The organism is Wolbachia endosymbiont (group A) of Clivina fossor, from assembly GCF_964026865.1.
Classification (GTDB): domain Bacteria; phylum Pseudomonadota; class Alphaproteobacteria; order Rickettsiales; family Anaplasmataceae; genus Wolbachia.
In genome coordinates this window covers 1646985-1671265 of the sequence record NZ_OZ034707.1, presented here as the reverse complement: position 1 = coordinate 1671265, position 24281 = coordinate 1646985, and the positions used below count along the sequence as shown (strand labels likewise).

The 24281-nt window shown below is 36.1% G+C and carries 21 protein-coding genes and 10 pseudogenes; 7 read left to right on the top strand and 24 right to left on the bottom strand.

Annotated elements, in window-relative coordinates; translation table 11 throughout:
* Position 1 precedes the first annotated feature (1 nt).
* From AAGD99_RS08380 to AAGD99_RS08270, 23 genes and pseudogenes are all read right to left on the bottom strand, one after another.
* Positions 2-337 (bottom strand): GPW/gp25 family protein, encoded by a 336-nt coding sequence (locus AAGD99_RS08380; protein WP_341823126.1) that lies wholly within the window; start codon positions 335-337, stop codon positions 2-4.
* A gap of 2 nt (positions 338-339) precedes the next feature.
* Entirely contained in the window at positions 340-594 is a 255-nt protein-coding gene (locus AAGD99_RS08375) for a PAAR domain-containing protein (RefSeq protein WP_264735711.1), read from the bottom strand.
* On the bottom strand, positions 595-1059 hold the full coding sequence (locus AAGD99_RS08370) for a phage baseplate assembly protein V (RefSeq protein WP_264735712.1): 465 nt from the start codon (positions 1057-1059) through the stop codon (positions 595-597).
* A pseudogene (locus AAGD99_RS08365) lies at positions 1046-1528 on the bottom strand (hypothetical protein). Before AAGD99_RS08365 ends, AAGD99_RS08370 begins: the two are co-directional and overlap by 14 nt.
* Positions 1525-2047: pseudogene (locus AAGD99_RS08360) on the bottom strand (phage tail protein). The pseudogenes AAGD99_RS08365 and AAGD99_RS08360 overlap by 4 nt, the downstream one beginning before the upstream one ends.
* A 1-nt stretch (position 2048) precedes the next feature.
* A complete protein-coding gene (locus AAGD99_RS08355; protein ID WP_341823128.1) occupies positions 2049-2267 on the bottom strand; it encodes a hypothetical protein in 219 nt (72 codons plus the stop codon).
* Between the two features lie 90 nt (positions 2268-2357).
* Complete coding sequence (locus tag AAGD99_RS08350; RefSeq protein WP_264704179.1) at positions 2358-3695, bottom strand: IS110 family transposase; 1338 nt, start codon at positions 3693-3695, stop codon at positions 2358-2360.
* A gap of 354 nt (positions 3696-4049) precedes the next feature.
* A pseudogene (locus tag AAGD99_RS08345) lies at positions 4050-4826 on the bottom strand (major capsid protein); the annotation flags it as partial.
* Positions 4827-4944: 118 nt separating this feature from the next.
* A pseudogene (locus tag AAGD99_RS08340) lies at positions 4945-5172 on the bottom strand (major capsid protein); the annotation flags it as partial.
* A gap of 32 nt (positions 5173-5204) precedes the next feature.
* Complete coding sequence (locus AAGD99_RS08335) at positions 5205-5579, bottom strand: head decoration protein (RefSeq protein ID WP_341823129.1); 375 nt, start codon at positions 5577-5579, stop codon at positions 5205-5207.
* Between the two features lie 67 nt (positions 5580-5646).
* A complete protein-coding gene (locus AAGD99_RS08330) occupies positions 5647-6675 on the bottom strand; it encodes a S49 family peptidase (RefSeq protein WP_341823231.1) in 1029 nt (342 codons plus the stop codon).
* Positions 6675-8079, bottom strand: a pseudogene (locus AAGD99_RS08325) (phage portal protein). Before AAGD99_RS08325 ends, AAGD99_RS08330 begins: the two are co-directional and overlap by 1 nt.
* On the bottom strand, positions 8076-8780 hold the full coding sequence (locus tag AAGD99_RS08320; protein WP_264735722.1) for a glycoside hydrolase family 25 protein: 705 nt from the start codon (positions 8778-8780) through the stop codon (positions 8076-8078). Before AAGD99_RS08320 ends, AAGD99_RS08325 begins: the two are co-directional and overlap by 4 nt.
* The gene (locus AAGD99_RS08315) at positions 8777-9001 is read right to left on the bottom strand and encodes a gpW family head-tail joining protein (protein WP_114517459.1); all 225 of its coding nucleotides are present in this window, start codon (positions 8999-9001) and stop codon (positions 8777-8779) included. The genes AAGD99_RS08320 and AAGD99_RS08315 overlap by 4 nt, the downstream gene beginning before the upstream one ends.
* Positions 9002-10360: pseudogene (locus AAGD99_RS08310) on the bottom strand (phage terminase large subunit family protein); the annotation flags it as partial.
* 118 nt (positions 10361-10478) lie between these two features.
* Positions 10479-10952: pseudogene (locus AAGD99_RS08305) on the bottom strand (phage terminase large subunit family protein); the annotation flags it as partial.
* Positions 10949-12421: an ankyrin repeat domain-containing protein gene (locus tag AAGD99_RS08300; RefSeq protein WP_410529933.1), complete on the bottom strand. Its 1473-nt coding sequence runs from the start codon at positions 12419-12421 to the stop codon at positions 10949-10951. The gene AAGD99_RS08300 and the pseudogene AAGD99_RS08305, both read right to left, overlap by 4 nt.
* 13 nt (positions 12422-12434) lie before the next feature.
* The gene (locus AAGD99_RS08295; protein ID WP_341823233.1) at positions 12435-12920 is read right to left on the bottom strand and encodes a hypothetical protein; all 486 of its coding nucleotides are present in this window, start codon (positions 12918-12920) and stop codon (positions 12435-12437) included.
* A 13-nt stretch (positions 12921-12933) separates the two neighbouring features.
* Positions 12934-13539: pseudogene (locus AAGD99_RS08290) on the bottom strand (DNA-methyltransferase); the annotation flags it as partial.
* Between the two features lie 155 nt (positions 13540-13694).
* Positions 13695-14765 (bottom strand): reverse transcriptase domain-containing protein, encoded by a 1071-nt coding sequence (locus AAGD99_RS08285; RefSeq protein WP_341823138.1) that lies wholly within the window; start codon positions 14763-14765, stop codon positions 13695-13697.
* A complete protein-coding gene (locus AAGD99_RS08280) occupies positions 14737-15237 on the bottom strand; it encodes a reverse transcriptase N-terminal domain-containing protein (protein WP_341823137.1) in 501 nt (166 codons plus the stop codon). Before AAGD99_RS08280 ends, AAGD99_RS08285 begins: the two co-directional genes overlap by 29 nt.
* Positions 15238-15758: 521 nt before the next feature.
* Positions 15759-16379, bottom strand: a pseudogene (locus tag AAGD99_RS08275) (ParB N-terminal domain-containing protein); the annotation flags it as partial.
* Positions 16380-16492: 113 nt separating this feature from the next.
* Complete coding sequence (locus AAGD99_RS08270) at positions 16493-16954, bottom strand: crossover junction endodeoxyribonuclease RuvC (RefSeq protein ID WP_341823232.1); 462 nt, start codon at positions 16952-16954, stop codon at positions 16493-16495.
* Positions 16955-17536: 582 nt separating this feature from the next.
* On the opposite strand from AAGD99_RS08270, the gene AAGD99_RS08265 reads away from it, so the two are divergent.
* The 7 genes and pseudogenes from AAGD99_RS08265 to AAGD99_RS08235 form a co-directional block, all read left to right on the top strand.
* The gene (locus AAGD99_RS08265; protein WP_341823136.1) at positions 17537-17737 is read left to right on the top strand and encodes a hypothetical protein; all 201 of its coding nucleotides are present in this window, start codon (positions 17537-17539) and stop codon (positions 17735-17737) included.
* Positions 17700-18149, top strand: coding sequence for a sigma-70 family RNA polymerase sigma factor (locus tag AAGD99_RS08260; RefSeq protein ID WP_341823135.1), 450 nt, complete (start codon positions 17700-17702; stop codon positions 18147-18149). The genes AAGD99_RS08265 and AAGD99_RS08260 overlap by 38 nt, the downstream gene beginning before the upstream one ends.
* Before the next feature lie 94 nt (positions 18150-18243).
* The gene (locus tag AAGD99_RS08255; protein WP_341823134.1) at positions 18244-19065 is read left to right on the top strand and encodes an ATP-binding protein; all 822 of its coding nucleotides are present in this window, start codon (positions 18244-18246) and stop codon (positions 19063-19065) included.
* An 11-nt stretch (positions 19066-19076) separates the two neighbouring features.
* Positions 19077-19865 carry an AAA family ATPase gene (locus AAGD99_RS08250; protein ID WP_341823133.1) on the top strand — a complete coding sequence of 263 codons (789 nt, stop codon included), beginning with the start codon at positions 19077-19079 and terminating at the stop codon, positions 19863-19865.
* Positions 19866-19902: 37 nt separating this feature from the next.
* Positions 19903-20403 carry a hypothetical protein gene (locus tag AAGD99_RS08245; protein ID WP_265023922.1) on the top strand — a complete coding sequence of 167 codons (501 nt, stop codon included), beginning with the start codon at positions 19903-19905 and terminating at the stop codon, positions 20401-20403.
* Entirely contained in the window at positions 20400-21638 is a 1239-nt protein-coding gene (locus tag AAGD99_RS08240) for an AAA family ATPase (protein ID WP_341823132.1), read from the top strand. Before AAGD99_RS08245 ends, AAGD99_RS08240 begins: the two co-directional genes overlap by 4 nt.
* A gap of 17 nt (positions 21639-21655) precedes the next feature.
* Positions 21656-23194, top strand: a pseudogene (locus tag AAGD99_RS08235) (AAA family ATPase); the annotation flags it as partial.
* A gap of 10 nt (positions 23195-23204) precedes the next feature.
* Here the strand turns inward: AAGD99_RS08235 and AAGD99_RS08230 are convergent.
* Positions 23205-24219 (bottom strand): IS630 family transposase gene (locus tag AAGD99_RS08230; protein ID WP_341823131.1). Its coding sequence is split into 2 segments (ribosomal slippage): positions 23205-23753 and positions 23755-24219, totalling 1014 coding nucleotides; the frame shifts between segments, so codons are not numbered across the junction.
* Positions 24220-24281 lie beyond the last annotated feature (62 nt).

The following is a 24281-nucleotide window of genomic DNA, read 5'->3' as shown; positions in this document are numbered from 1 at the left end:
TCTAAACAACTATTCCACTAATATCTATGAATTTGCCTTCTGAAAGATAAATACCTTCTAGTACAAGAGTCATTTTTCCTTCTTTAACTTCAGCAATCTTTACTTTTTCTAACTTAAATCTTTTTTCCCATTTTTCCAGTGCTTCTGCTGTCGCTGCATATATCTCAAGTGTTAAATCTCTATTTATTGGCTTATCTACTAATTCAAATAGTCTTGAACCATAATCTCTTCTCATTATTCTACTGTTAATAGGGGTGGTCAGTATATCAATTATCGACTGCTTTAAGTGCTCTATTCCTTCTAACGCTTTTCCTGTTTTAGCATCCATTCCTTTCATTTTTAGCCTGCAAACACGTTTTTACTGCCTTTTATTACTTTAAACCCACATGAAACTATATCTCCTACTCTTCCTACACCATAGCCATTTGCAAATACTGTTTTTGATCCTTGAATCATTACTTTTCCTTCACTAAAACTGTTTCCTTGTCTGCACGTTGGCTTACCATTTACAAAAACATTGTTACTCCCACTAATGCAAAAATGCGGTGTTGCTTCTCCACAATAATCCCCTAATCGCACAACCGATTTATTCATTTAATTAAGGTTTATTCTATCTGCTTTCAGTTTTATTTCGCTCTTCGTCATCTCTATGCTCGATCCCCCAGCTTTCAATGTTATTTTGTCTACTACTTTAATCTCTAAATGATGATTCTCTTTATCATATAACAATCTTGTTCCATCTTGAAACTTCACACTATTTATTTCTTTTTTATTCTCTGGGGCAGCATACTTCTGTTGATATATTCCAGCCAGCACTGCCCCTAATGATAATTCCCCAAATGGCGACAATACTATCACCTGCTCATCAATATTAGGTGGAAGCCAACTTCTATCTTCTCCAGCTTTCATCGTTATCCACGGTAAATAATCTGTTAAAAATTCTCCTATTTTCACTCTTACTTTTGCTTTTTCATAATCTACTTCTTTTACAACTCCTATACGAACAATGTTGGCCATTTTCCTCTGTAACTCCGAAATTGCAAAATTATTTTCTAACATTTATTTCACCTATTTCTATTTTGTGTGGCCTAAATTTTCCTTCTTCCCAAATAGATCGACCTACGTGTATTGTATGCACCTACTCAATCAACCACACTAAATACGCATCTAACTCTGGCCTAAAATCATCTCCTCCTCCTGATATAAATTCTCCTGGCGAAACATTCTTCACGTTCCAAGTATTTTTATTTACTACTCTCGCAACCTCAGCAGCTAGTGTTCTGACAATAATAGCTGCATTTTCTATTGTGCTATCAATCACAATTCGTGCTTCAAATCTTGCTTTCAACGCTAATTCTTCTGTTCCTGGATCATGTCCTTTTTCAAGACTGCTAAGTTCCACAAAAACCGCTGGTGCTAACAATTCTTTTCTTATCGTCGGGTATACTTCGCATGTTTGTATATTTAGGATTTCTTCCTTCAGTCTAGTACAAATTGCTTGATGTAAATCTGTCCAGAACTTTGTCATATCTTTAAAATATAGTTTAGCTCATGCTTAAAGTATTTCTCAAACTCTCTCTCACTCTCATAATTAACAAGGTCTTTTATTATTCTTGAGCCTTCTGGTTCCACTGGTAGCTTTACTTCTTGTATTGGTAATGCTGTTCTTCCTTCACGCTTAAAAATACCGCTATTTCCTTTTGGCATAACTGCTGCAAATCCTCCTATAAATTGGTGCTTTCCTACTTTCAATCCTCTTCTTGTTTTTTGTATTTTGCCAATTGTCGATTGTCGATGCTCTAATGTCATAGAGATTTGCCCTAATTAACACGTCTAATCTGCTAGTTTTCGCCTTAAAAATTCTTAGCCTTCTTCTCATTACCGTCAATTTTATCTTCTTTTCCTCACTGATTTCCTTAGCTGCTTGCGCTTTTAACCATAGTGCCGTTCTGTTTAATGCTCCCACTATTGCTAATTCTATTTTTCCTCTTTTAGCATTTACACTATCTATTACCTTATTACTATTAACTTCTATATGAATAGACATTTTACACCCCAGATGCTTCGATTCGCCAGATCATTCCAGATTTATCTCTAAGTGGTGGTGTGTGTACTTTGTATTTGCAATCACCTATAACAAAAATATCTCCTACCATTGGCTGCAGTACATCAAATGCACTTACTTCCAACACTAAAGTTTCTCCTACAAATTGTCCTTCACCAATCTCGTATAATTTATCTGGCTGTTGCTTTAATACTTGTACCATGTACGCCTTATTTTTCGACTCATACAAAGCTACTTCTCCTAAATGGGCAAAACAATCTTTTAATAATCTCTTAATATTCTCCTAAGAAACTCACTCAACTAACTCTTCTTGTTGAACTAATATGTAGCCAAATTCGCTCGCTTTTTTGATCAAATTTTTTACAGTTCTATCTTTATAGCGTGTTTCATAGTATTCCATTCCTTTTTCTACATATTCCTGTCCGTATTTGAGCATACTATAAAATATGCATGCCATTTTTCTTGCAGTAGCTGTTATTGCTTTTGGTGCTCCTAGTCGTTTTTTCAATCTTCTGTAGTATGCACCCAACGCACTTTTACTATTTCCTACAGAATGAGCAGCTATTCGCAAAGCATTCGCAGCACGGTTAATGACTTTACGTGTTCTTGTGTTAAACACTTTTTCCCCTGTAACTTTATTAGCAGGACTGAGTCCCAACCACGACGAAAAGTGCTTTTCTGTTGGCCATTTACTATGGTTTATACCAACTTCTGAAATTATGGTTTGTATACTTAATACATCAAATCCAGGAATTTTAGTGAAATCCATACCAGTTATTCGGTGCAGTTCCTCATACAAAGCAAAGCTTGGCTTACTTTTGCTATTTTTATTCTTTTGCTTACTTAGCTGTTTGCTTTCACAAGACTTTGTTTCAAACGTTTTATAATAGGCTTCAATATTTCTATCACATTCTGCTATTTTTTCTTGATAAATATTATATAATTCAAATTCTTGCTTTAGCGTGAATAAGTGTTCCTCTCTATAGTCACCAGCTAACGCTTTTGCAATAGTAGACTGATCATTTTTCATTCGCACGTCCCTGAATTCTGCTAATTTTTCAGAATCTCTTTCGCCTTCAATTATAGCTTCAATGATTTTCATACCAGTTATCCCAGTAATATGACTAATAACCTTGTGTAATTGTATATTCATTTGAATTAATGCCTTCTGCATACGCAGAATATGTGTAGATGCACTTTCAGTGAGATTTTTGCGTTGCCGCACGTAACTGCGCAATACACACATCTGATTATCTGGCCTAAACGATCCATGAAGCAGTCCGTAGCTATGCAGTTGTTGGAGCCATTGGCAATCTTGAACGTCAGACTTCCTACCAGGTACATTCTTTACATGCCGTGCATTTACCAATCTTACCTCGAATTTGTATGACTCAAGTATTTGAAATAAAGGAATCCAGTATACTCCTGTTGATTCCATAGCTACTGTTGTAACTTTACACTTTTTCAACCACTGTGCTAAGTTATGAAGGTCTTCAGTAAAGCAGCCAAATTTCTGAACGCGTTGTTCATCTCTTCCTTCAGGTACACACACATAGTGTACAGCTGAACCAATGTCTATTCCTGCTGCATTAGGATTCACTATTTCTAATTTACTTTTTGCTTTTTTCATGGTAACTCCTACATATAATTTGTAATAGGGAAACGCTTCAGCTTGGAACGGTTGATAGTACAATCTCCTAACCGAGGTAGTCTAAATGACTCCATCAATGATTTGACCGTTCCTTCCAAAACCATGCTTGCATACGGGCACTTAGGCACCATTGAAAATGTCGGTCATAACTGCAGAGGCGCTCCCTGTACAACTATACTTGAAAACTACTAAAAACTTAAATTTGTGTGTTTCTTTCTGATTTGACAGATTTCGTCTGTTCGATGCTTGCATTCTTTCATAAGTATGCTAATAAGGTATATACTAGTAGAGTCCTCTTGTGCCTCACCAACTTGTGGTTACTCTACCAGTATGTTATGCTATGGCGACTTTTACCAAAACGCCCGGACGATGGCACATTGGCAGAGGATTTGACTGTGTATGTAAATCTGTTCCTCTATCAAACCTCCTTGGCTCTTGTTTTGCATATAGTGGCTGTCCTAGAGTATTTACTGTCTCATTAAAGTCTGCTGGTGCAAAATATGTTGTAAATGTGCTTGCTGTTCCTACTGGAAAACAGTGCCCCGTATCCCTTTCTATAAATCTTCTCACGGTTCCTTCAGGATCAGTTGCTTGTCCTCTATATTCCTCAAACATTATACCACAGAACGCAAATCCTGACCTCATATCATTTCTTAGCGCCGCACCTTCTTGCCATCTTTCATATGCTTCTTTTACTTTAACGTGAGAGGTTAATGCATCAAAAAACTCAGGGCTTACCAAGGCATGAACTCCTGTCATATATTCACCACTTAAGTTATCCTCAATATGCCGCAATACTTCCAGACACTTACGCTTTACATCAGTTGTTGCTGTTCCAAGGGCAAAATTTACTACTTTTGGCGTGATTTCAAATTCGTTGTACAGATTTAATAATTCTGACCCGTCAGCATCAAGAATGATTCCCTTTAGCGCTCCCATTCGCAAATGCTCTAATGTTATTGCGTGTTTATTTCTCATTAGCTGTAAATGATCGGTTATTACATCTGCCAGCGCTTTAAGTTCACTTTCTGATCCAAATGCTCTTATTCCCTGTACTTCCTCTGGTAACACTACATCATCATGTGGAATATGTGGAATCGTAAATGTTCTTATACCAAACTTCGTTATTGGGAAGACAAATAGAATATACGATAAATTCACTTAAACCTCCAGTTATAGGCGGAAAGCACTCTTTTTCATTTGTCTCATTATTATTGAGAATTGGTATTACCTTTCTTTTGCCACGTTTTCCTACTGTTGCTGGTGCTCCTGGAATTTGCGTTGGCAATAGGCTTAAAACTCCATTATGTTCTTCTATGGTAATATGTCTAAATCTTACTGACCTACTTGGAAACAAATTTAAATTTTCAACTCGTCCATAATTTATCGGCAATATATTTATCGCATTCGTTAGTGCCGTCATGCTAAATGCTGTATTTGTAAATGGATTTTGCATTTTTTCTCTCCCTTTTTTCCTATTAATTTTAGTTAAACTCCCTTGCGAAGGATGATCCCTCGTCCTTCAAGTTGCTTTATTGCTGCATTTTTCTGCTCTTCAGTGATATTTGCTGGCCACACAACTGCATGATCTGCTAGCATTGCACTGCGAGTAATAATTACTCCTTTCATATCAGAATCTTTGCTATGTATATCGGTTGTAATTACTCCTACTGCTGTTTGTGTGCCGTCTGTTCCAGTGGGGTTCAGCACTCTAATAAAACCATCATCTGTCTTCTTGGCAACTACTGTACCAAGTTTAATATTTTGACCTTTCGCTACAGTTATTTGGTCTCTTGAATATAGACTTGATGCCTCATACTTTAATAAGTCACCTAGATTATTTTGTTCGATTATACAACTCATAAATTTCTCTCCTTAACTACTTACCGCCGCTTTTATCAATGCTATATACGGCGGTTATAAAAATACTTTAACTCCTACGACTTCTTGCTACCTGTATCATTAAATCTTCTCCTGAATTCTGTGGTATTGCACTCAGTATTTCTGTCTTCTTCGTTCGCTCTGCTAGCAGTTCCATTAAAACTTCCCTGGCTTGCTCAACACTTACGCTTTGCTCAATAAATTCTCCTATCTTTTCTGGCATTCGTGATAAGTTACATAAACGTATTAATTCAAGAACTTCAGTACGATACTTAGTTAAATTATCAGTTTCTAGGTCAGTTGTAGTTTGTTCATTCATAGTAATACTCCTGTTTTTATTAATAGATGAAAGAATTGTAATTCCATCTGCAAGACCTATTTCTATTGCTCTCTCGCCAAAATATAGCCCTGCCTCTGTTGATCGAATCTTTTCAATTGAAAGACCTCTGTTCCTTGCTATCAGCTGCACAAACATTTCATATAGTCGGTCTACTTCTTTTTGTAAGCTTTCCAGACTTTCAGATGTCATTGGCTCATGCGGGTTTAAATCATTTTTTCTACTTCCTGCAAATACTGTGGTATATTTTATTCCACATTTTTCATTAAATCCACTTTGATCTATATGACTTGCTATTACTCCAATACTTCCTACTCCTGAGGTTCTGCTCACAAATACCTTCTCAGCGCTAGAGGCTATAGCGTATGCAGCAGAATATGCATCATCATTTGCTATCGCTATTATCCTCTTTTTTGCTCTTGATTCATAAATAAAATCAGCTAGGTCAAATATACCGTTTACTTCTCCTCCTGGACTGTCTATATCCAACAGGATTGTTTCTATATCACTATCTTCTATTGCTTGTGTAATTTGTACTTCTATTTGATTATATGATGTCATTCCGAGCATTTCATCAAAAGCTTCTGACTTTTTTGTCAAGATTCCATGTATTGCTATAATTGCAGTTCTTTCTACGTTACTTTTGATGGAGTGATTTTTGAAAATTGGCTGTTTTTCTTTGTATAGCGATAGTAGCTCAAAACTCCTTGGTTCAAGCATTAATGCTTTTCCTAAGAGCATCATAACCCTTTACAATCAGAGTCAAACATTAAGTTGAGACTATTTGCACGCTTTTGATCTTCTGCTATTTCTTGGTCAATTTCTTCTACATCGTAACCCATTTCTGATACTACCTCTGCTCGACTTTTGAAGCCATTTCTTACTGCCATTTGCTGTGCTTGCTGGTCTTTAAGCGGATCCACCCAATCAAATCCCTGTGGTATCCATTTCACTTCTTCTTTCGCTGCTTTTACTACTTTTTCATCTATACTCAGTTCTCCAGAAAGTACTGCTAACTCTAGCCATCTATTCCAAATAGGTCTACAAAACTGGAACACTATCACGTTATGCTGTAACATTGCACACCTTCTGCGAAACTCTATCAGCCCTGCTCGAATGGATGAATAATTAACACCTGTTAAATCTCCTGTTAGCTGCTCATATGTTATTCCTGTACCTATTGCTATTGCCCTCAGTTGCTGTCTCATGAATGCTTCATAACTTCCACCGACATCTGACGGCTCTGAAAATTTTATGTCCTCTCCTGGGTCTAAAAGCTGCATTGTTCCAGGTTCCAGGCCAGATAGTGCTACTCCTTGCTCACTTGCTTCCTTCTCCCATGATATTTGCTTCTGGATCGAGTCTCGTAATAAATCCAGCAAACATTGCTGCAGTTTTCTTTCTCACCAGCTCTGCATCATCATATTGATCAAGCTCATAAAGCTTCAGCAGTATATTAGAAAGCCAAGGCTCCCCTCTGATTTGCCCAGGTCTTAATGGTCTATAAATATGTAAAACATCATTTGCTGGCACTCTCACTGATTCTCCACACATACTTTCACCAGGGTGTTCTTTAAATAGGTAGTATGCTTCTCTTTGCCCAAGCCTGTTAAACTCAATCCCGTTTCTTATTACATTACCATTTCCTAAAGTTTGATTTGTTTTATTATCTAAATGTTCAGACTCAAGTACTTGCAGTTGTAATGGTACAGAAAATCCATCTTCGAGTTTACGATTTCGGAGGCGTACAAAACATTCTCCTCCCTCTATCATACTTCTGCATACTAGAGCTTGTAATCCATAAAAATCACTTACTCCGTTACTATCTGCTTCATCTGTCCATCTTAGCCATAATTCTTGCACCTTCTTTCGAAATTCTCCATCTCTTGCTTTTGATTGTGGTTTTATTCCTGTTCCAATAGAGTTACTTACTATCGTATCAATTATATTTGCTGCATATGGATTTTTTCTCACCATATCACGTGATCTACTACGCAGGTGCTCAAGGCTTTGAGAAAGCAAATTATTTATGCTTCCCGCTTCTCCTTGCCAATATATTACCCTTCTTCCTGAGCCTGACGCATCCCAAGCAGAACTTTTGATTTTTGGCTTACTAAATAGTTGTTTGAAATTTTTCAGCATCATACTAACCAAAATTCTCTTAATTCTTTCAAAGTTCCGTTAAATTTATTTCTGTCACATTTTCCGATTCCTTCTACTTCATGTGGCTCTGGACTTGTTTTACCGTCAGTATATTGCCATAAAATCCAATCATTCCAGCCTTTTGGTAATGTGAGCTCTTTTCTCCAGCTTGCTATCCATAATGGACATTTTGTCAAAGTTGGCGTGGCAAAATCCTTAAGAAAATAGCTACTGCCATAAATTAGGGGTAATCTTCCTGTTACTTCTTCAACTCTCTTTACAAATTCCTCAGCTTGCTTAACTGTAATATTTTTGCCACTTTTGTTTTCTTCAATATCCAGCGCAAGTATGGTATTTTTGCTTTCGCCTACCGTTTTTAGAAAATGATCAGCTTGATTCTTGCCGTTTCCTTCTGTGCCAAAATGATATGCTCCCCAGAGTAATCCTTCTTCTTCAGCTTTCTTTCTTCTCTTCGCATACTTTGAATCCACATACTTTAGCCCTTGTGTTGCCTTGTGAATTACTCCAACTATACCATTCTCTTTAGCTAACTCAAAATCCACATTTTCTTGCCAATGTGACAAATCTATTATTCCATTTACTGGACTCTCTCTATTCTCCCATAGTTTTATAAAAGTTTTTAATTGCTCTAAAAATTCAGAATATTCCTCTTTTACAACTTTTCTCAGAAAATTTTCCCTCATATAACTCCTTTATTTGTTGCAAAAATAATCTTTCGTTTAGGCTTCATTCCAGCAATCTTTAGTTCACCTTTGATGCGTTGTCTGAGGCTGAGCAAATCATTTATCTGAACTTCAGCATATCTCACAACATGGTCACCATATGCAATTGATACCACTCTTTCGCCACTCTGAAGCTTCTTTATTGCTTGTTCAACTTGAATTAAATAATCTTCGTTATACATTTATTGCTTGCTGATCCATTTGCTTTTGACTATTTTCTTTGATTTTTTACTTTCTGGTTTTTCACTTAAACTATTCCATTTACTCTCTGGCCATCTGTCTATTCCCAGTGCTATCGATGCAGCTCTTGCATAAATTCGGCAATCTAGTACTTCATTTCTTTCTCTTACCTTTTGCCACTCTTGTTTGGTATATCCTTTCACTACTTTACTGACTAATTGCTCTGCCATTAGTTGCTTAAAATATTCAGGTGCATACTCAGGAAAATGACAATATCCTGCTGGCACTTTTTCTTTTTCCCCGTTTTTTAAAACATTAAGTAGCTGAAAAAGCTCTGACTTTAATATCGATACTCCTACTGGCCAGAGCTTTATTCCTCTTTTCAGCTTTTGACCACCAACTGTTATATCTACTCTACTTGGGCTACTAAGTGGTACTAGAGCTTTATTTACACCTTTCACTGCCATTACTCTTCCAGATCCTTGATGACCTCTTACCCAGTTGTATACTTCCTGTGTTGCATACCCTGCATCAACCGCCATCATACTTATCATATATTCAAGCCCATTTTCACCGATAAAATGATGATTTAAGAGCTCAGAGAGTTTTCCCCATACTTCCCTACTTCCTGTATCTCCTTCAAATACTTGATAATCTATTGACCAACTTTCGCGGCTTTTTCCCCATGCTACAACTTCTACTTCTAAACGATCTTTTTGTACATCAACACCTGCTGTGAGGACTACTTCGCCTTTTGGTACTGTGCCAATTTGAAAAGACTCTCTTTTGTTAAATAATTGCTTCCAGTCCGGTACTTCTCCTTTATCTACCCAAGTTTCTCCAAGCGTGGTGTTTATCCAAACTTTCAGCAATTGTTCACTTTCTTTTGCATGGAGAAAATCTTCTACTGCTTGAGTCCAGCTATACCATCCAACTGGGCTATAAAGACTTGAAAGATGAAATCCTTTTTTCTCACCTTTTACTCTATTAGTAGGTCTCCATTCTCCACGCTCAAGCATCTCTGTTTTTTGATGATTTTCTATTTTGCCGCTACATTCAGTGCAGACATAATGTGCTGTTCTTGAGTCGTTGTTTTCCCATTTAATTTGTGACCATTTCAGAACTTGATAGTAATTACAATATGGACATGGTACAAAAAAATATCTCTTATCTGTTGCTTCAAATTCTTTCTCAATTCTGCTTATTCCATGAATCGTTGGTGTTGATACTAAAAAAATCTTTCGCCGTGCAAATGTATTAGTTCGAGCAATACTGAGCAGTACTGGATCTCCCTCTCCTCCTGAATCTCCTGGATAGGCGTCTATTTCATCAAGAAAGAGATATTTTACTGGCATAGATCTCATACCAAACTTCGTTATTGGGAAGACAAATAGAATATACGATAAATTCACTTAAACCTCCAGTTATAGGCGGAAAGCACTCTTTTTCATTTGTCTCATTATTATTGAGAATTGGTATCAGTCCTACACTGCTGTTTGCTCCGGTTATTACTACTATTCCACCTGGAAATTCCTTACTTTGCACAGTATTGCCTGAATCTCTTGACCTTGGGTCTTTTACTTTACTTTTTAAACACGGTGTACTCTCTATTAACGGTGCAAATCTTCCTTTTGACCAACGTTTTCCCATTTCAACTGTTGGCTGTACTACTAGCATTGGACCTGGTGTTTGATCAATGATATAGCCTATCCAATTGTTACCAGCTTCTGTTCCTCCAATCTGTGCTCCTTTCATGAATACTACTTTTTCTGCAGGTGAGAACGGAGAAAGTGAATCCATGATTTCTCTTAAATAAGGAGTTCTTTCCGTTCTCCATTTACCTGGCTCTGATGCTGCAGTTGCTGCTAGAACTCGATACTCATTCGCCCACTCTGACACTTTAAGTTGTGGATCTGGTTTTAAACCTTCAGAAAAAGATGTGGCGTATATCATTGTCTGCATCTACTCATAATTGCAACATCATTAACAGTAGAACTACACTCTTCCAGTTCCATAAACATCTTTTTCTGAAATTCGTTTTCTATATATCTTTTGCTCATCTCACTTATCATTATTGCTATAACAAGCGCAAATACCCCTGTTATTGTTGCAAAAATGATTGCTCTGCTTATTGCTGTTACCGTTAAACCTATATATGCTGCCATTGCTACTGCGCTAACTGTAATACAGATGCACATAATATTATTATGTTTTTTCATCCTTTTATCTGCTATTTCTCTCTGTGCTATATATTTATTATGAAGGGTTGGAAAATTAACAACGGTATCTCTGCAGAGTAACGCTCCATTTTTTTCATTAAATAAAACTTTAAGTAATTCTAAATTATTTGACTTGATTGCTAAGTGCAAAACAGGTGTATAGTTTGCTCCTTTTTTCAGCAATAACTTTACTACATGTAAATGCCCTTTTTCTGCAGCAAGATAAATCGGTGATAGACCTTTATTACTTACAATATCAATATTGATTTCTTCTTTTAAAATTGCATCTACAATCTCAATTTCTCCTCTTTGTGCAGCTAAATGGAGTAGACTATTCTTTTCAGAACCGTATTTATTACTCATCAAAGCCTTCTTTATCTCAGGTTTAGCGTAATCAAATGGTGTTTTACCGCTATCGTCTTTTACCAGAGGGTCTATATCTTCTCGCGTTAGTAAAACTTCTATTGTTTTAAGTCTTTCAGCGTAATGTAGTGGTGTTCTATTTTCGTAGTCTTGCAAATTGACTTGAGCATTAGGCTCCTTTATTAAGCATTTCAGAATATCAAGACATAAATCTCTTTCATCGTAATTAGTATTACTTACAGCTATATGCACAGGTGACAATTTCATCGAGTTTTGTCCCATGCGCGCGCTATTTACATCTGCTCCAAGCTTTAGCAGTAACTTTACTATCTCCAACTTTTTGTTATTAACTGCATAGTGCATTGGTGTCTGGTTTCGTCCATCAAAGACATCTATTTCAGCTTTTCCTTCTTCCACTAAAATTTTGACAACATTTGCATGTCCTATGCCTGCTGCTAGATGTAATGGAGTATGATGCAAAGCATTTCGTACATTAACGCCAATACCTTTTCTGATCAAGTATCTAACTGCATTAACTTCACCTATCATTGCAGCTAAATGAAGTAAGCTATCTTGTTCTGACCCGTACTTGTTATTAATTAGCGCTTGTAATATTTCTGCTTTTTTCCCTTCTTTAGCATAGTCAAGAGATGTTTTACCTTCATTATCTTCCACAAAAGGATTAATATTCTTCTTCGTGAGTAACAAATCTACCATGCTTAATTCGTCAAATTCTATAGCGCAATGTAGTGGGGTTTTTCCATTTAATCCTCTAACATTAACATCTAATCCAGGTTGATTAATGAGGCACTTTATTAACTCTAAACTTAGCCATTTTATATTCAAAATCTTTTTATATTTGAAATTTAGTGTTAGATAATTCTTGGAGTGAGCTTATAATCTCTTCAGTGAGCGTCTTATGAATCTTTTCAGTGTCACTCAGTGATGCAAGCAGTGCTGAAACTCTATTTGGAATATTAAGTAAATTATTACGAACAACTCTTGCTACGTTAAATGCTTCGTTTTTTACCTCATCTACTGCCACAAGTTCTCCTATCTCAGCCTTAGCTTTCGCCTCAAGCAATTTGCCACGTTCCATCTCATTTTTTATTCGCGTTTTTAGCAACATTGTAGAAAGGTTATTTGTATTTTCGTTTTCTGGATTTTTCCTCCTAAGTGGCTGACTTGGATCTCTTATTGCTGCCACCGCTTCATTTGCTTGTTCTCTATTTACCAAACCATTCTCCAACTCAATTATTCCTTTTTTTACTAAATAACAGACATATTGCTTTGATACTCCTATCTCTCTTGCCCATTCTGTTTGTGTGATCTTTTCCACTTTTTTTGCCCCTTTATTGCTGTTTTTCTTCTTGAATTTGTGCAAAAGTTTTGTCAGTACCAGAAAGAATTGCCTTCCTACCTGTGTATATTTGCCAACGCTTTATGGTTACATCTACAAATTTTGAATCTAGCTCTATTGTTTTACAAATTCTTCCTGTTCTCTCACATGCAATCAGCGTACTTCCAGAGCCACTAAATGGATCAAGTACAGTATCCCCAGGTCTGCTGCTATTAACTATTGCTCTCTCCATTAGCTCTACAGGCTTCATTGTTGGGTGCAGTGAGTTATGTATTGGCTTATCATAAAACCACAGATCACTTTGATTTCTTCCTCCATGCCACTCACGTTTATTGCCGCTTTTCCATCCATAGAGCATTGCTTCGTATTGTCTTTGATAATCTGATCTTCCTAGCGTAAAGTGATTCTTTGCCCAAATGATAAATGTTGACCATTTCCCTCCTGCTTCCTCAAATGCTTTTTGCAACGTTGAAAACTCTGATGATGATATGCAGATGTAAATTGCACCTTTCGTATATGCTAAAATATGGGAACAGATGTCATAGAGAAAAAGTTCGTACTTTTCACCTTGATTATCATTTAATATCTTTTTGTCTTGGCTATTACGCCGGGTAGAAAGAGAAGCGTTGCCGCTCCTTTTCCCCCTAAGAACCGTACTTGACAGTTTCCCGTCATACGGCTCAAGCCTTTCAAAGGCAGATTTATTTGCCCGGCTGTTATCGATAGAAGACTGGTTCTCAAGTTTCGTCATAATTACTTCTCCTTAATACAATGTTGGTATTTCTTTCTTTCAAGATTTCGCTTGAAAAAGTATGAATTAAACTTTGGATCATAGGGATTAGCATCTGCTCTTATTTTGACATGTCTCACAATCGGAATTGAGGCAGCTTGCATTAAAGTTACCATGCTACCTTGTCCTTTATCTTTTGAAGACTTAGCAAAGAAGGTCCAGTTATTATTGCCAATGGTGCAAAAGTATCTCTGCTTTCTCCATTGAAAATTTTTATTTGGATGCCTTCTTTTAATCCATCTCAAAAGCGCACCAAAGATCTTATGATCGACATAGTTGAACACTTTCTTTGACACAACATGACGGTAATAATTTGTCCATCCTCTGATCTTAGGATTCAAGGTGTAGATAAGTTGTTCCGTTGTTATTGTGCTGTGAAGTCTCATGGTTTCCAGGATCATTTTTAGGAACTCTTTGATACTTGCTTTAGAAGGCATGATCAAGAGCTTTCCTCGATACTTTCGAATCGTAAATCCTAGAAAATCAAATCCTTCATCAATGGAAGTAATCTTAGTTTTTTCTACTGAGAATTCCAATCCACGCTCCTTCAAAAAGGCACACACTGCTGGTTTTACTTTGTTTTCAAGGACTTCTTTCGATCTTCCTGTAATAATAAAGTCATCAGCGTAGGCGGTAGTATTAACCTTATCGCGCCAAAAGGCAGATTTTTGGGCTGTCTTTTCTAAGCCTCTAAGGGTAATATTCATCAGTGTAGGAGAGATGATCCCTCCTTGAGGAGTACCTTCTTTAGTGATATAAAAAGTGTTCTTATCCATGTATCCTGCTGTCAGCCATTTTTTCAGAATTTTCTTATCCATAGGGCAGTGTTCTAAAAGCCATGCATGACTAATGGAGTCATAACAAGATTTGATATCTGCTTCTAGGATCCATGGTGCCGATACTTTTTGGCACAACGTTTTAAAACATTGGTCAATAGCATCAGCAGCTGATCTTTTATGCCGAAAACCATAGGCATGACGATCTAAAATTGATTCTGAAACTGGTTCAAGTGCTTGCAGATAAAGAGCCTGCATTGCCCGATCCTTCATAGTTGGTATTCCCAAAGGACGTTTTTTTTCCTGCTCTTTTTGGAATCCATACTCGTCGGAGCGGTTGGACGCAATATCCTCGACGCTTTAACGATTGAACAGCTTTGATCTTTTGTTGCGGTGTGCGCCAAACTAAGCCATCAACCCCAGGGGTGTTTTTTCCTTGATTTTGAGTGACTCGTTTAACAGCCAAAAGTTTTGCAGTAAACGAATGTGTCAATATCCATTGCAAAGCTTTCACTTTGCCGTACCTTCTTTCTCGAACAGCCTTTGCAATACGCATCTGGAGCTTTTTGACACCTATTATCACTTTAGTCCAATTAATAGATTCCCATGTAATTGTAGGTGTAGAGGATGCACCAATCGCTGAATATGTCAGTGTTGTCATTTGCTTTTCCTCATATATAAAAAGTTCTCCAAAATCTCTTACAAAGAAAGACCTATCGGACGTAGGCACACTTTTATGTCCAGTAATGTTTCAACTGGTATTCCCACCATTACAGTGAGACCTTTGCTTTTTCCGACATCCCAAACCTGCACTGCCATAAGCATTCCTTACAGTTTGCTGTCCCCACTATGGTAGGGAGCAAGTACAGGGTTTCCACGCTTCCCCAAAAGTAGCTTGTGAACTTAGGTGCCTGCTGTCAACCGAGAAGCTTATAGGTTACGGGAACACAACTACGAGATGTTCCTCCTGCTTCCAATGCCTTTTGGCCCAAGCGTATCAACCGCTTTCGCTTGTCAACGTTTACGGTCTTTATCACAGGTTCAGTTACCTTCACCTTATTCACTATCTAGCACTTACCCTCTGTATGGTTTGAGGGAGAATACGCCTTTTGCAATTTGTATCCCGCATAATGCTTTGTTACATTGTCAGGGCAGCTACTTAATTCATGCCCCTAGATTCATCCGGCAACACGGACGGTTTCTTCTTGATCTTTCTAAGAAAACCTAGAAAATCCTGAGAAACAGCTACTTCTGACGCCTTCGCGTCGCAACATAATCAACATTATATGGAGGATCACAAACAGTAATGTCTGCCATTTTATCATCTAACAGCGCTTTATATGATTCAACTACAGAGCTATCACCACAATAGATTCGATGATCACCTAAAATCCAAAGATCACCTGGTTTTGTTATTTCTACTTTTTTGTCATCAACAACTAAGTCAGAAAGATCTTCTTCTTCACCATCTAAATCATCAAGAAAGTTTTGAACTTTTTCTAGCTCAAATCCAGTCATTTTAAGATCAAACTGTAAATCTTCTAATTCTTGAATTTCTACTTTCAAAAGCTCATCATCCCACTTTGCCCAATTAGCTGATTGATTTGCCAGTAACCGAAAAGCTTTAGTTTGTGGTTCATTTAAATTATCACTTAAGACCACTGGAATACTCTCCATACCAAGTTTTCTTGCTGCTTTAAGTCTTAAATGACCATCAACCACAGTACCATCGCTTTTTGCAACTATTGGTATACGAAAGCCGAATTCTCGAATAGAAGCACACATTCTGTTGACCACATCGTCATTTTTACGTGGATTACGATCATATTCAACTAGGTTTTCAACAGGATAGTAGTGGATTGCTAAATTCATATAATTTAAATCCTTAATAATTAAAAAGTTAATATTCAAAATATCTCTGACGCTAAAGAAGGCCTGGGGTCAGCACCACCAAACCCGCCATTATGGCCGAAAGGACCCACTTTTTATGGATTTTTCATCTTATTAATATCTTTACTGAAATCCATAACATAGAACATTAATGCTAAAGCATCAGATTCATTATCATCTTTAGGCAAAACCCCTTTTTCCTTTACAGCTTCAATAACTTCACTCTTACTTGCATTACCTTTGCCTGTTATAAAGCGTTTTATAGTTTTAACATTAACACCTTGGTAGGGAATATTGTTCTCTTCACACCAAGCAGACAGCACTGCAAGAAAACCACCATAGCAATGAGCTGCATCAGTTCCTAGATGTCTTCTTACTTCCTCAAAATACACTGCAGTGAACTCATGTTTCAAAGAATTAAGCCAATTGTGAAAACTTAAAAAACACATTCCACCTCCACTGAAACGGCTACCATGAAAGCTTTTGCTTCCACTTTCAATTACTCCATCTGTTAGAATTGCCCAGCCCGTTTGTTTGCCGAGATCTAGTGTTAAGATTGACGTACAAAAACTCCTTTGTGTAATTAAAGTTCAATGCCCTGTATAATATATATGTACGATGACTCGCAAATTCGTCCGCAATTTTGAAAAAAAATTAAAAAAAATTTCATATCCTGCCATTTGAGTTTTTACTTATCTTAATAACTATTTTACATAACTTATATTACGCCAATATTTATATTATTATATTATCATATATTATATTTTACCTGTATTTAAATATATATATAATATATATAAGACTTCAGTAATCCGTAAATCCTCTTCACTGGCCGATTTTAGCCACTTAACTTTAGAAACGGCTTTTAGGAATAGAACATAAAAAAGACAATATTATCAATAACTTAACGATTACTGCTTTCTGAAATACTAATTAGTAATTCAGAAATTAGGTACGAAATTGGTAGTTTTTTACCTATGAAAAAGTAGCTTCAGTAGTGTATCAAAACGTTTAAATCTTATTTTAATTTTTAAAGATTTTATTCTTTTAGATAAAAAAATTATTACTACTTTTTTATAATAAATTAGTCATACAAAGTCTTGGTAAAAATCTCTATTCATGAAACTTTTGGAGTTTTTATGAAGAATTCTTATCAAGGAATCGATTCTACAATTGTTAAACATGTGAGATTTCAAGCTTCGCGCCTTAAATCCAAAAGCTGTTTTATTAACGAAAGTCTCGAAGATATAGAACAAGAGCTTTTTTGTCAGGTTTGGCAATATCTTATACCAAACTTCGTTATTGGGAAGACAAATAGAATATACGATAAATTCACTTAAACCTCCAGTTATAGGCGGAAAGCACTCTTTTTCATTTGTCTCATTATTATTGAGAATTGGTATTAACCAGCACGATGAGAAAAGAAGTAGTTTTAGTACTTTCGTTGCTAGATTAGCTAATTATTGTGCTCGCAATATGTTACGCAATCAGTTATGTCTAAAACGTAATATAACTTTTGATGATATAAACGACGATATTCCAGATCATAGGAACTCGGAAATCGAAGCGATAATTCGCACTGACATAAATAATATAATTTCAACTTTGTCTGAAAAAGATAGTAATTTATGTCAATTACTTAAGGTATTTACTATTACTGAAGTTTCTGTAATAACCAAAATACCAAAGACAACTATCTATCGCACACTAGAACGAATACGCAATAAATTCTCAGTTTTAGAGAAGTTATAAGCTCTCGATTATATTTGCTCAAAATTTTTTTTTTGCAAATTGCGGACGAATTGCCTAGGTCATCGTACATATATATTTAGGTACTGGGAGAAAAATGAAAATAATGAACAGCAATGAACGGCTAAAAGTTCAAACAGGTATAAAAATGGTCATCTTTGGTCCTTATGGTATAGGTAAAACTAGTCTCTTAAAGACCATAAATGAACCAACACTTTGTCTTGATTTTGAGGCAGGTTTACTTGCTGTTCAAGATTGGCAAGGGGATTCTGTAAGTATTCGTACTTGGAATGAGGCAAGAGATATTGCATGTCTCATAGGTGGTCCTAATCCTGCGTTAAAATCTGACTCAGCATATAGCCAAAGACACTATGAGCATGTATCCAGTAAATACAAAGAGCTTTCTTCAGAGTTTCTCAAGTATCGATGTATTTTTATCGATAGTATTACAGTAGCCTCGCGTTTATGTCTATTATGGGCAAAAATGCAACCTGAAGCTTTTTCTGAGAGATCAGGAAAACAGGATATGAGAGCTGCCTATGGGTTACTTGCTCAAGAGATGATGGCTTGGCTCAATCAGTTTCAACATATTCCAAATAAAGACATCATTACAGTTGGAACTCTTGGACAATACCTCGATGATTTCAATCGCTCAACTTGGCTACCTCAATGTGAAGGAGCTAAAACTGCAAGTGAAATTCCTGGGATAGTTGACGAAGTAATCAGTATGGTTGGAATCAAGAAAGATGATGGTACAGAGGTTCGTTCATTTGTCTGTCAGACAATTAATACTTGGGGATATCCAGCTAAAGATCGCAGTGGATGCCTGAATATGGTTGAAGAACCGCATCTAGGAAAACTTCTTACAAAAATTAAAACTAAAGCTTTTGCAATTCAACCTGTCACGCCCAACATATAGGAGGTTATTATATGCTACAAAACTTTTTAACTATTGGTCAAAAAATTCCTTTTTTCAGTGTGAAAGAATACTTGGACGATCGATCGCCAATACCAGAGGATATAATCTCACCAAGAATTCTAACTAAAAGAGGTTTGTTAGTATTTGGTGGCCCTCCTAAGATTGGCAAAAGCGACTTTTTGATCTCTTGGCTTGTTTACATGGCTGCTGGTAGATCATTTCTCGGTATGACACCAAATAGACCTTTGAAAATCTTCTACATGCAAACTGAAATTGAATATGAATATATGAAAGAACGTTTGCAACAACTTGATAATGAACTTTTGAATGTAGCTGCTAACAACTTAATCATTACGCCAAAAGTGCACTTATCATTTAATCATGATGAAATAAGTGAAATTAAGGAGATTGTAAATGAACGCTTTAAACCTGATGTTTTGGCCATAGATCCATTACGTAACATCTTTAGCAGTGAATATGGAAATGAAAATGACAATAGTGCTATGCTGTTTTTTCTGCAAAAGACTCTTGAAAAGCTACGCAGTGCTGTCAATCCAGATGCTTGTATTGTACTTACTCATCATACAAAAAAATTATCAAAAAAGATGCTCGAAGAAGATCCATTTCAAGGCCTAAGTGGTGCTGGATCTTTACGTGGATTTTACAGTACTGGTATGGTGATGTTTGCTCATGATGAAGAAAGCAGTGCACGCCAGATAGTATTTGAGCTTCGCAATGGTGAACGCGTGCAAAATAAACTTGTCGATAAGATAAATGGTCATTGGCAGCTAATGGAATAGCTAATTTTCACTTTAAAGTCAACTTATAGGAGAGCGTATGCTACAAGATTTTTTAACTGATTTTAATAACGCAAAACTGCAGAGCAGTTTAATACCGAAAGGTACAATAGTCAAGGTAAAAATGGCAATAAAGCCTGGAGGTTATGAAAATTGGTTCACTAAAAACTACACTACTGGCAGTATCTATTTAAATGCAGAATTTACCGTCACTGAAGGCCCATATGCAAAACGCAAGATTTTTCAGATTATAGGTATCAAAAATGGCAAAGCAGAAGGTGAAGAAGACATCTGGGGAGAATCTGGACGTTCTATGCTGCGTAGTATTTTGGAATCATCCAGAAATATTCATGCAAATGACACTTCAGAGAAAGCAGTTACCGCTAGAAGAATAAACTCTATAGCTGATTTCAACGATTTAGAGTTTACAGCAAAAGTAGGCGTTGAAACTAATAATACATACGGAGATAGAAATAGGATTACTACAGTTATTACTCCAGAATTACAAAAAAGTTTTCAAGATGATTGGTTGCCATTTTGAAGTATGACGAAGGAAAGTTGTGGGCTGCTGTTATTACTAGAGCTATTCAGGATGCAGCAGGAAAAAACCCTAAACTTAAAAAAGAGGCTTGTCAATGGATTCGCTCACGATCTTTTGAAACTGTTTGTGAGCTGGCTAATCTTGACTTTAAACGTCTAAAAAATATGTTGAACAAATTTGGAATAAACAAGGAGAATTTTATGGATTTTTCATCTAAAAATGCTTTAAAAATAAAATCATTATTAATTAATAATATCAAAGATTGTTTATCTTATTTGTTACCTGAAGGCAAATCTTACCAAAATAAATTCTATATTGGCAGTAGAAATGGAAATAAGATAATAGTTGAAATGGAAGGAGAAAATGCAGGAAATTGGTACAACCTGATCGAAGAAAAGAAAGGAAATATAATAGACCTTTGGACTTTAGTTAAAGGTAATATAGATTCTGCTGAAACATGGTTGAACAGTAAAGATGAAAGAAGTTCCATATTACAAGAAAAACAAAACGAAGGAAAAGCATTTTCTGTAAACCATTACTTAAATGACAAATCACCAATGCCACAAGATATAATAGGCCCAAGAATTTTGACACCAGGTGGTCTTTTGGTCATAGGTGGTACTCCAAAGATTGGCAAAAGTCATTTTCTTCTTTCTCTATTAGTACATCTGGCAGCAGGAAGATCATTTCTTGGCATGAAGCCTACAAGACCGCTAAAAATATTCTATCTACAAAACGAAATGGAATATGATTACATTAGAGAACGTATACAACAACTCAACAAACTTCCTCATTTAGCAACAGAAAACTTAATTGTGACGAACAAGATGAATTTGACCTTAAATGAAGAAGGTATAGAAAAAATAAAAAATATGGTAGAGGAAAAGTTTGATTTAGTTGTGATTGATTCTCCTTATAATTCCGTTAACTATGGTCTGCAGCATGCAATAGAAAAACTACGTTCCAAGATTAATCCTATGGCTGGAATAATCATCACAAATCACACCAAAAAAGTACCTACCTCTATATTGGAAAAGAATCCATTTCAAGCTCTCGTTGGTGCTAACGCTTTAAGAAGTTTTTATACATCTGGAATAGTAATATTTCAACCCAATAAACGTACAAATATCTTGCAAGTAGTATATGAACTTAGAAACGGTAGATCTATACCAACAAAATTCATCAATAAGATTAATGGATGTTGGAAAACTGCTAACGTTATAGCTAGAACATAAAAATTCTTCAGGTAGGTATGGATATTTATTGTTCACAAAGAAATGGACATTATAAATTATTAGGGAAGAAAGAACAGTTAAGAACTCAACTCCTATCAAATATAAGGTCATGTCTTTCTTATTTACTGCCAAGAGGAACTTTTCGTGGTGATAAGTTCTATGTAGGTGATCTAAAAGGCAATCAAGGAAAAAGTATGATAGTGGAGTTAACTGGCAGTAAAGCCGGATTATGGCATGATTTTTCTACCGGAGAAGGAGGAGATATTTTTGATCTTTGGGCTGCTGTTACTGGAAAAAATCAATTTACTGATACGATAGAAGATATTGCTAAGTGGATTGGTTATTCGGAAAAAAATAACACTCTGGGGCAACCAACGGCATCATGGAACTATTACGATGAAAGTGATCAAGTGATTGCTACAGTTTATCGTTATAACACTGATTCAGGAAAAAGATATCTTCCTTTTGATGTAAAAAGGTCTAGTTTTACTCCACCACAGATCAGGCCTTTATATAATATTTCAGGTATTATGAAATCTGATAAGGTGATTTTAGTTGAAGGTGAAAAGTGTGCAGATGCTCTGATAGAGCAAGGTATAACTGCCACAACTGCAATGTTAGGAGCAAATGCACAAATAGAAAAAACAGACTGGTCACCACTTAAGGGTAAGCATGTTATTATTTGGCCAGACAATGATGAACCAGGTAAACAATATGCTGAGAAAGTTGTGAAAAAGCTTACTTTTCTTGGTGTTTTATCACTTACTCTTCTTGAAATACCTGACAATAAACCAAAAGGATGGGATTCAGCTGATGGTATAGAAGAAAAGATGAATATTCCTGAATTCATTGAAAATAACTCGAAAAAAATCATCGTTAAGCAATTGCTTAATATTCAAGAATGGAGCGTAGAACGTTTTATAGGTCCAGTACCAGAGCAAAAGTTTCTTGTTGAAGGGTTATTTCCTTTAGGAGTAACATCTATTCTAGCTGCGATGGGAGATACTGGCAAAGGTATGCTTCTGCTTGATTTAGCACTGAAAGTTGCGAGTAGAAAAGATCAGCCATGTGGTTTTGGTCCTTTAGTTACTGAACATGGATCTGTGGTAATTTTCTCAGCAGAAGATGATATGAGTGAAATACATCGTCGTTTAGAGCGTCTTGATTCGCAATGCGAAAGATTAAAATATAAAGATAGGCTCTTTATTGTACCATTACCCAATGTTAGTGGATCACTTACAATCATAAAGAGTGTTTCAGGTAAAGTTATAGAGATTTCTCCTGAATTTGAATCTATAACAAAACAACTTCATAAGATAAAAGACTTAAAATTAATCGTATTTGATCCACTTGCTTCATTTGTGCACGCTGACTTAAATACTGACCCAGCCGTAGGTGATTATCTGATGTCTTTATTATCTGATTTAGCAGGTAGCACTGGAGCATCAATAATTACTGCCCATCATATGAGAAAGCCAAAAAGTGAAAAACCTATATCGACTGTTGAGCAAGCACGTGATGCCATTAGAGGTACATCTGCTCTTGTTAATGGTGTTATACCAAATCTCATAAATAAGTAGGCAAATAACTCACAGAACAAATGGTTTTGATCGAACTTTCCGTAATATTACGAATGAATGCACATACAGTATCCTCCAATAAACTAACAGAGTCATATATTCTATTTTTAATGAGATTGTCTTTCAAATATTGCCATAAACGCTCTACTGGATTTAACTCTGGTGAATATGGAGGTAAATAGATTAAGGTAATATTTTGTGGTATTTTTAAACCTTTGGATCTATGCCATCCTGCACAATCCACAACAAGAAATGCCTCCCTTGTTCCTAAATATTGTGACATCTGCTCAAGGAATATATTCATACAATCAGTATTGACGTTTGGTACGAATAAGCTAGAACTCTCTCCATTTCTAGGATTAACTGCACTATAGAGATAAAAGTTTTGCCTACCTAATTTTACCTTAACCTGTGTCCTAATGCCTTTTTTAAACCACCCGTGTCCAATCTTTGAATGTGTGCCAAACCGCGACTCATCGAAGAAAAATAGCTCTTTTTCGGGATACGTGACAATAGTTTCATTAAGATTTTTTTTTAAACTCTTCTTGTTTATTTTTATCCTGTTTATTGTGCACAGGCCTTGGAGTAATATACGAAAAACCTAACTTTTGCATCAGTCTATGTGCTGTAGACTTACTTACCTCAATAGAAAACATTTTCTCAATTATGATTTTTAATTTCTTAGCCGTTAGGTTGGCTCCTTCTTCTGCTATGACATTTTTAATTTCTTCTTGCTGCTTGTAGCTCAACTTCGGCTTTACTCCACGTCCTGGTTGTATTTTAAACGCATTGACTCCTCCTTCCTTAAATCTTGTAATCCACTTCATCAATGTAGTTCTAGTAATTCGGTATATTTGAACAACTTTTGTTATTCCATATTCTTTTGCAGATATTATTGCCTGTAATCTTCTTCCTATCTCTCCTTTTATGCCGTGCTTCTTTAATTCCAGGTTACACTTATTATATAATTCTTCTCCTATTGCTTTACTTTTTCCTGCCATAACTCCCCACTAATTCTTAAATTATTCTATTTTAGAAATTTTTCTTTATTCGTCTATTTATT

Excerpts from the sequence above, each read along its gene's own strand:
- AAGD99_RS08250 (WP_341823133.1), top strand. The coding sequence starts at position 19,077 with ATGCTACAAAACTTTTTAACTATTGGTCAAAAAATTCCTTTTTTCAGT.
- AAGD99_RS08335 (WP_341823129.1), bottom strand. The coding sequence starts at position 5,579 with ATGAGTTGTATAATCGAACAAAATAATCTAGGTGACTTATTAAAGTAT.
- AAGD99_RS08355 (WP_341823128.1), bottom strand. The coding sequence starts at position 2,267 with ATGGTACAAGTATTAAAGCAACAGCCAGATAAATTATACGAGATTGGT.
- AAGD99_RS08245 (WP_265023922.1), top strand. The coding sequence starts at position 19,903 with ATGCTACAAGATTTTTTAACTGATTTTAATAACGCAAAACTGCAGAGC.
- AAGD99_RS08285 (WP_341823138.1), bottom strand. The coding sequence starts at position 14,765 with ATGCAGGCTCTTTATCTGCAAGCACTTGAACCAGTTTCAGAATCAATT.
- AAGD99_RS08350 (WP_264704179.1), bottom strand. The coding sequence starts at position 3,695 with ATGAAAAAAGCAAAAAGTAAATTAGAAATAGTGAATCCTAATGCAGCA.
- AAGD99_RS08330 (WP_341823231.1), bottom strand. The coding sequence starts at position 6,675 with ATGCTCTTAGGAAAAGCATTAATGCTTGAACCAAGGAGTTTTGAGCTA.
- AAGD99_RS08320 (WP_264735722.1), bottom strand. The coding sequence starts at position 8,780 with ATGAGGGAAAATTTTCTGAGAAAAGTTGTAAAAGAGGAATATTCTGAA.
- AAGD99_RS08255 (WP_341823134.1), top strand. The coding sequence starts at position 18,244 with ATGAAAATAATGAACAGCAATGAACGGCTAAAAGTTCAAACAGGTATA.
- AAGD99_RS08380 (WP_341823126.1), bottom strand. The coding sequence starts at position 337 with ATGAAAGGAATGGATGCTAAAACAGGAAAAGCGTTAGAAGGAATAGAG.
- AAGD99_RS08315 (WP_114517459.1), bottom strand. The coding sequence starts at position 9,001 with ATGTATAACGAAGATTATTTAATTCAAGTTGAACAAGCAATAAAGAAG.
- AAGD99_RS08265 (WP_341823136.1), top strand. The coding sequence starts at position 17,537 with ATGAAGAATTCTTATCAAGGAATCGATTCTACAATTGTTAAACATGTG.
- AAGD99_RS08370 (WP_264735712.1), bottom strand. The coding sequence starts at position 1,059 with ATGTTAGAAAATAATTTTGCAATTTCGGAGTTACAGAGGAAAATGGCC.
- AAGD99_RS08375 (WP_264735711.1), bottom strand. The coding sequence starts at position 594 with ATGAATAAATCGGTTGTGCGATTAGGGGATTATTGTGGAGAAGCAACA.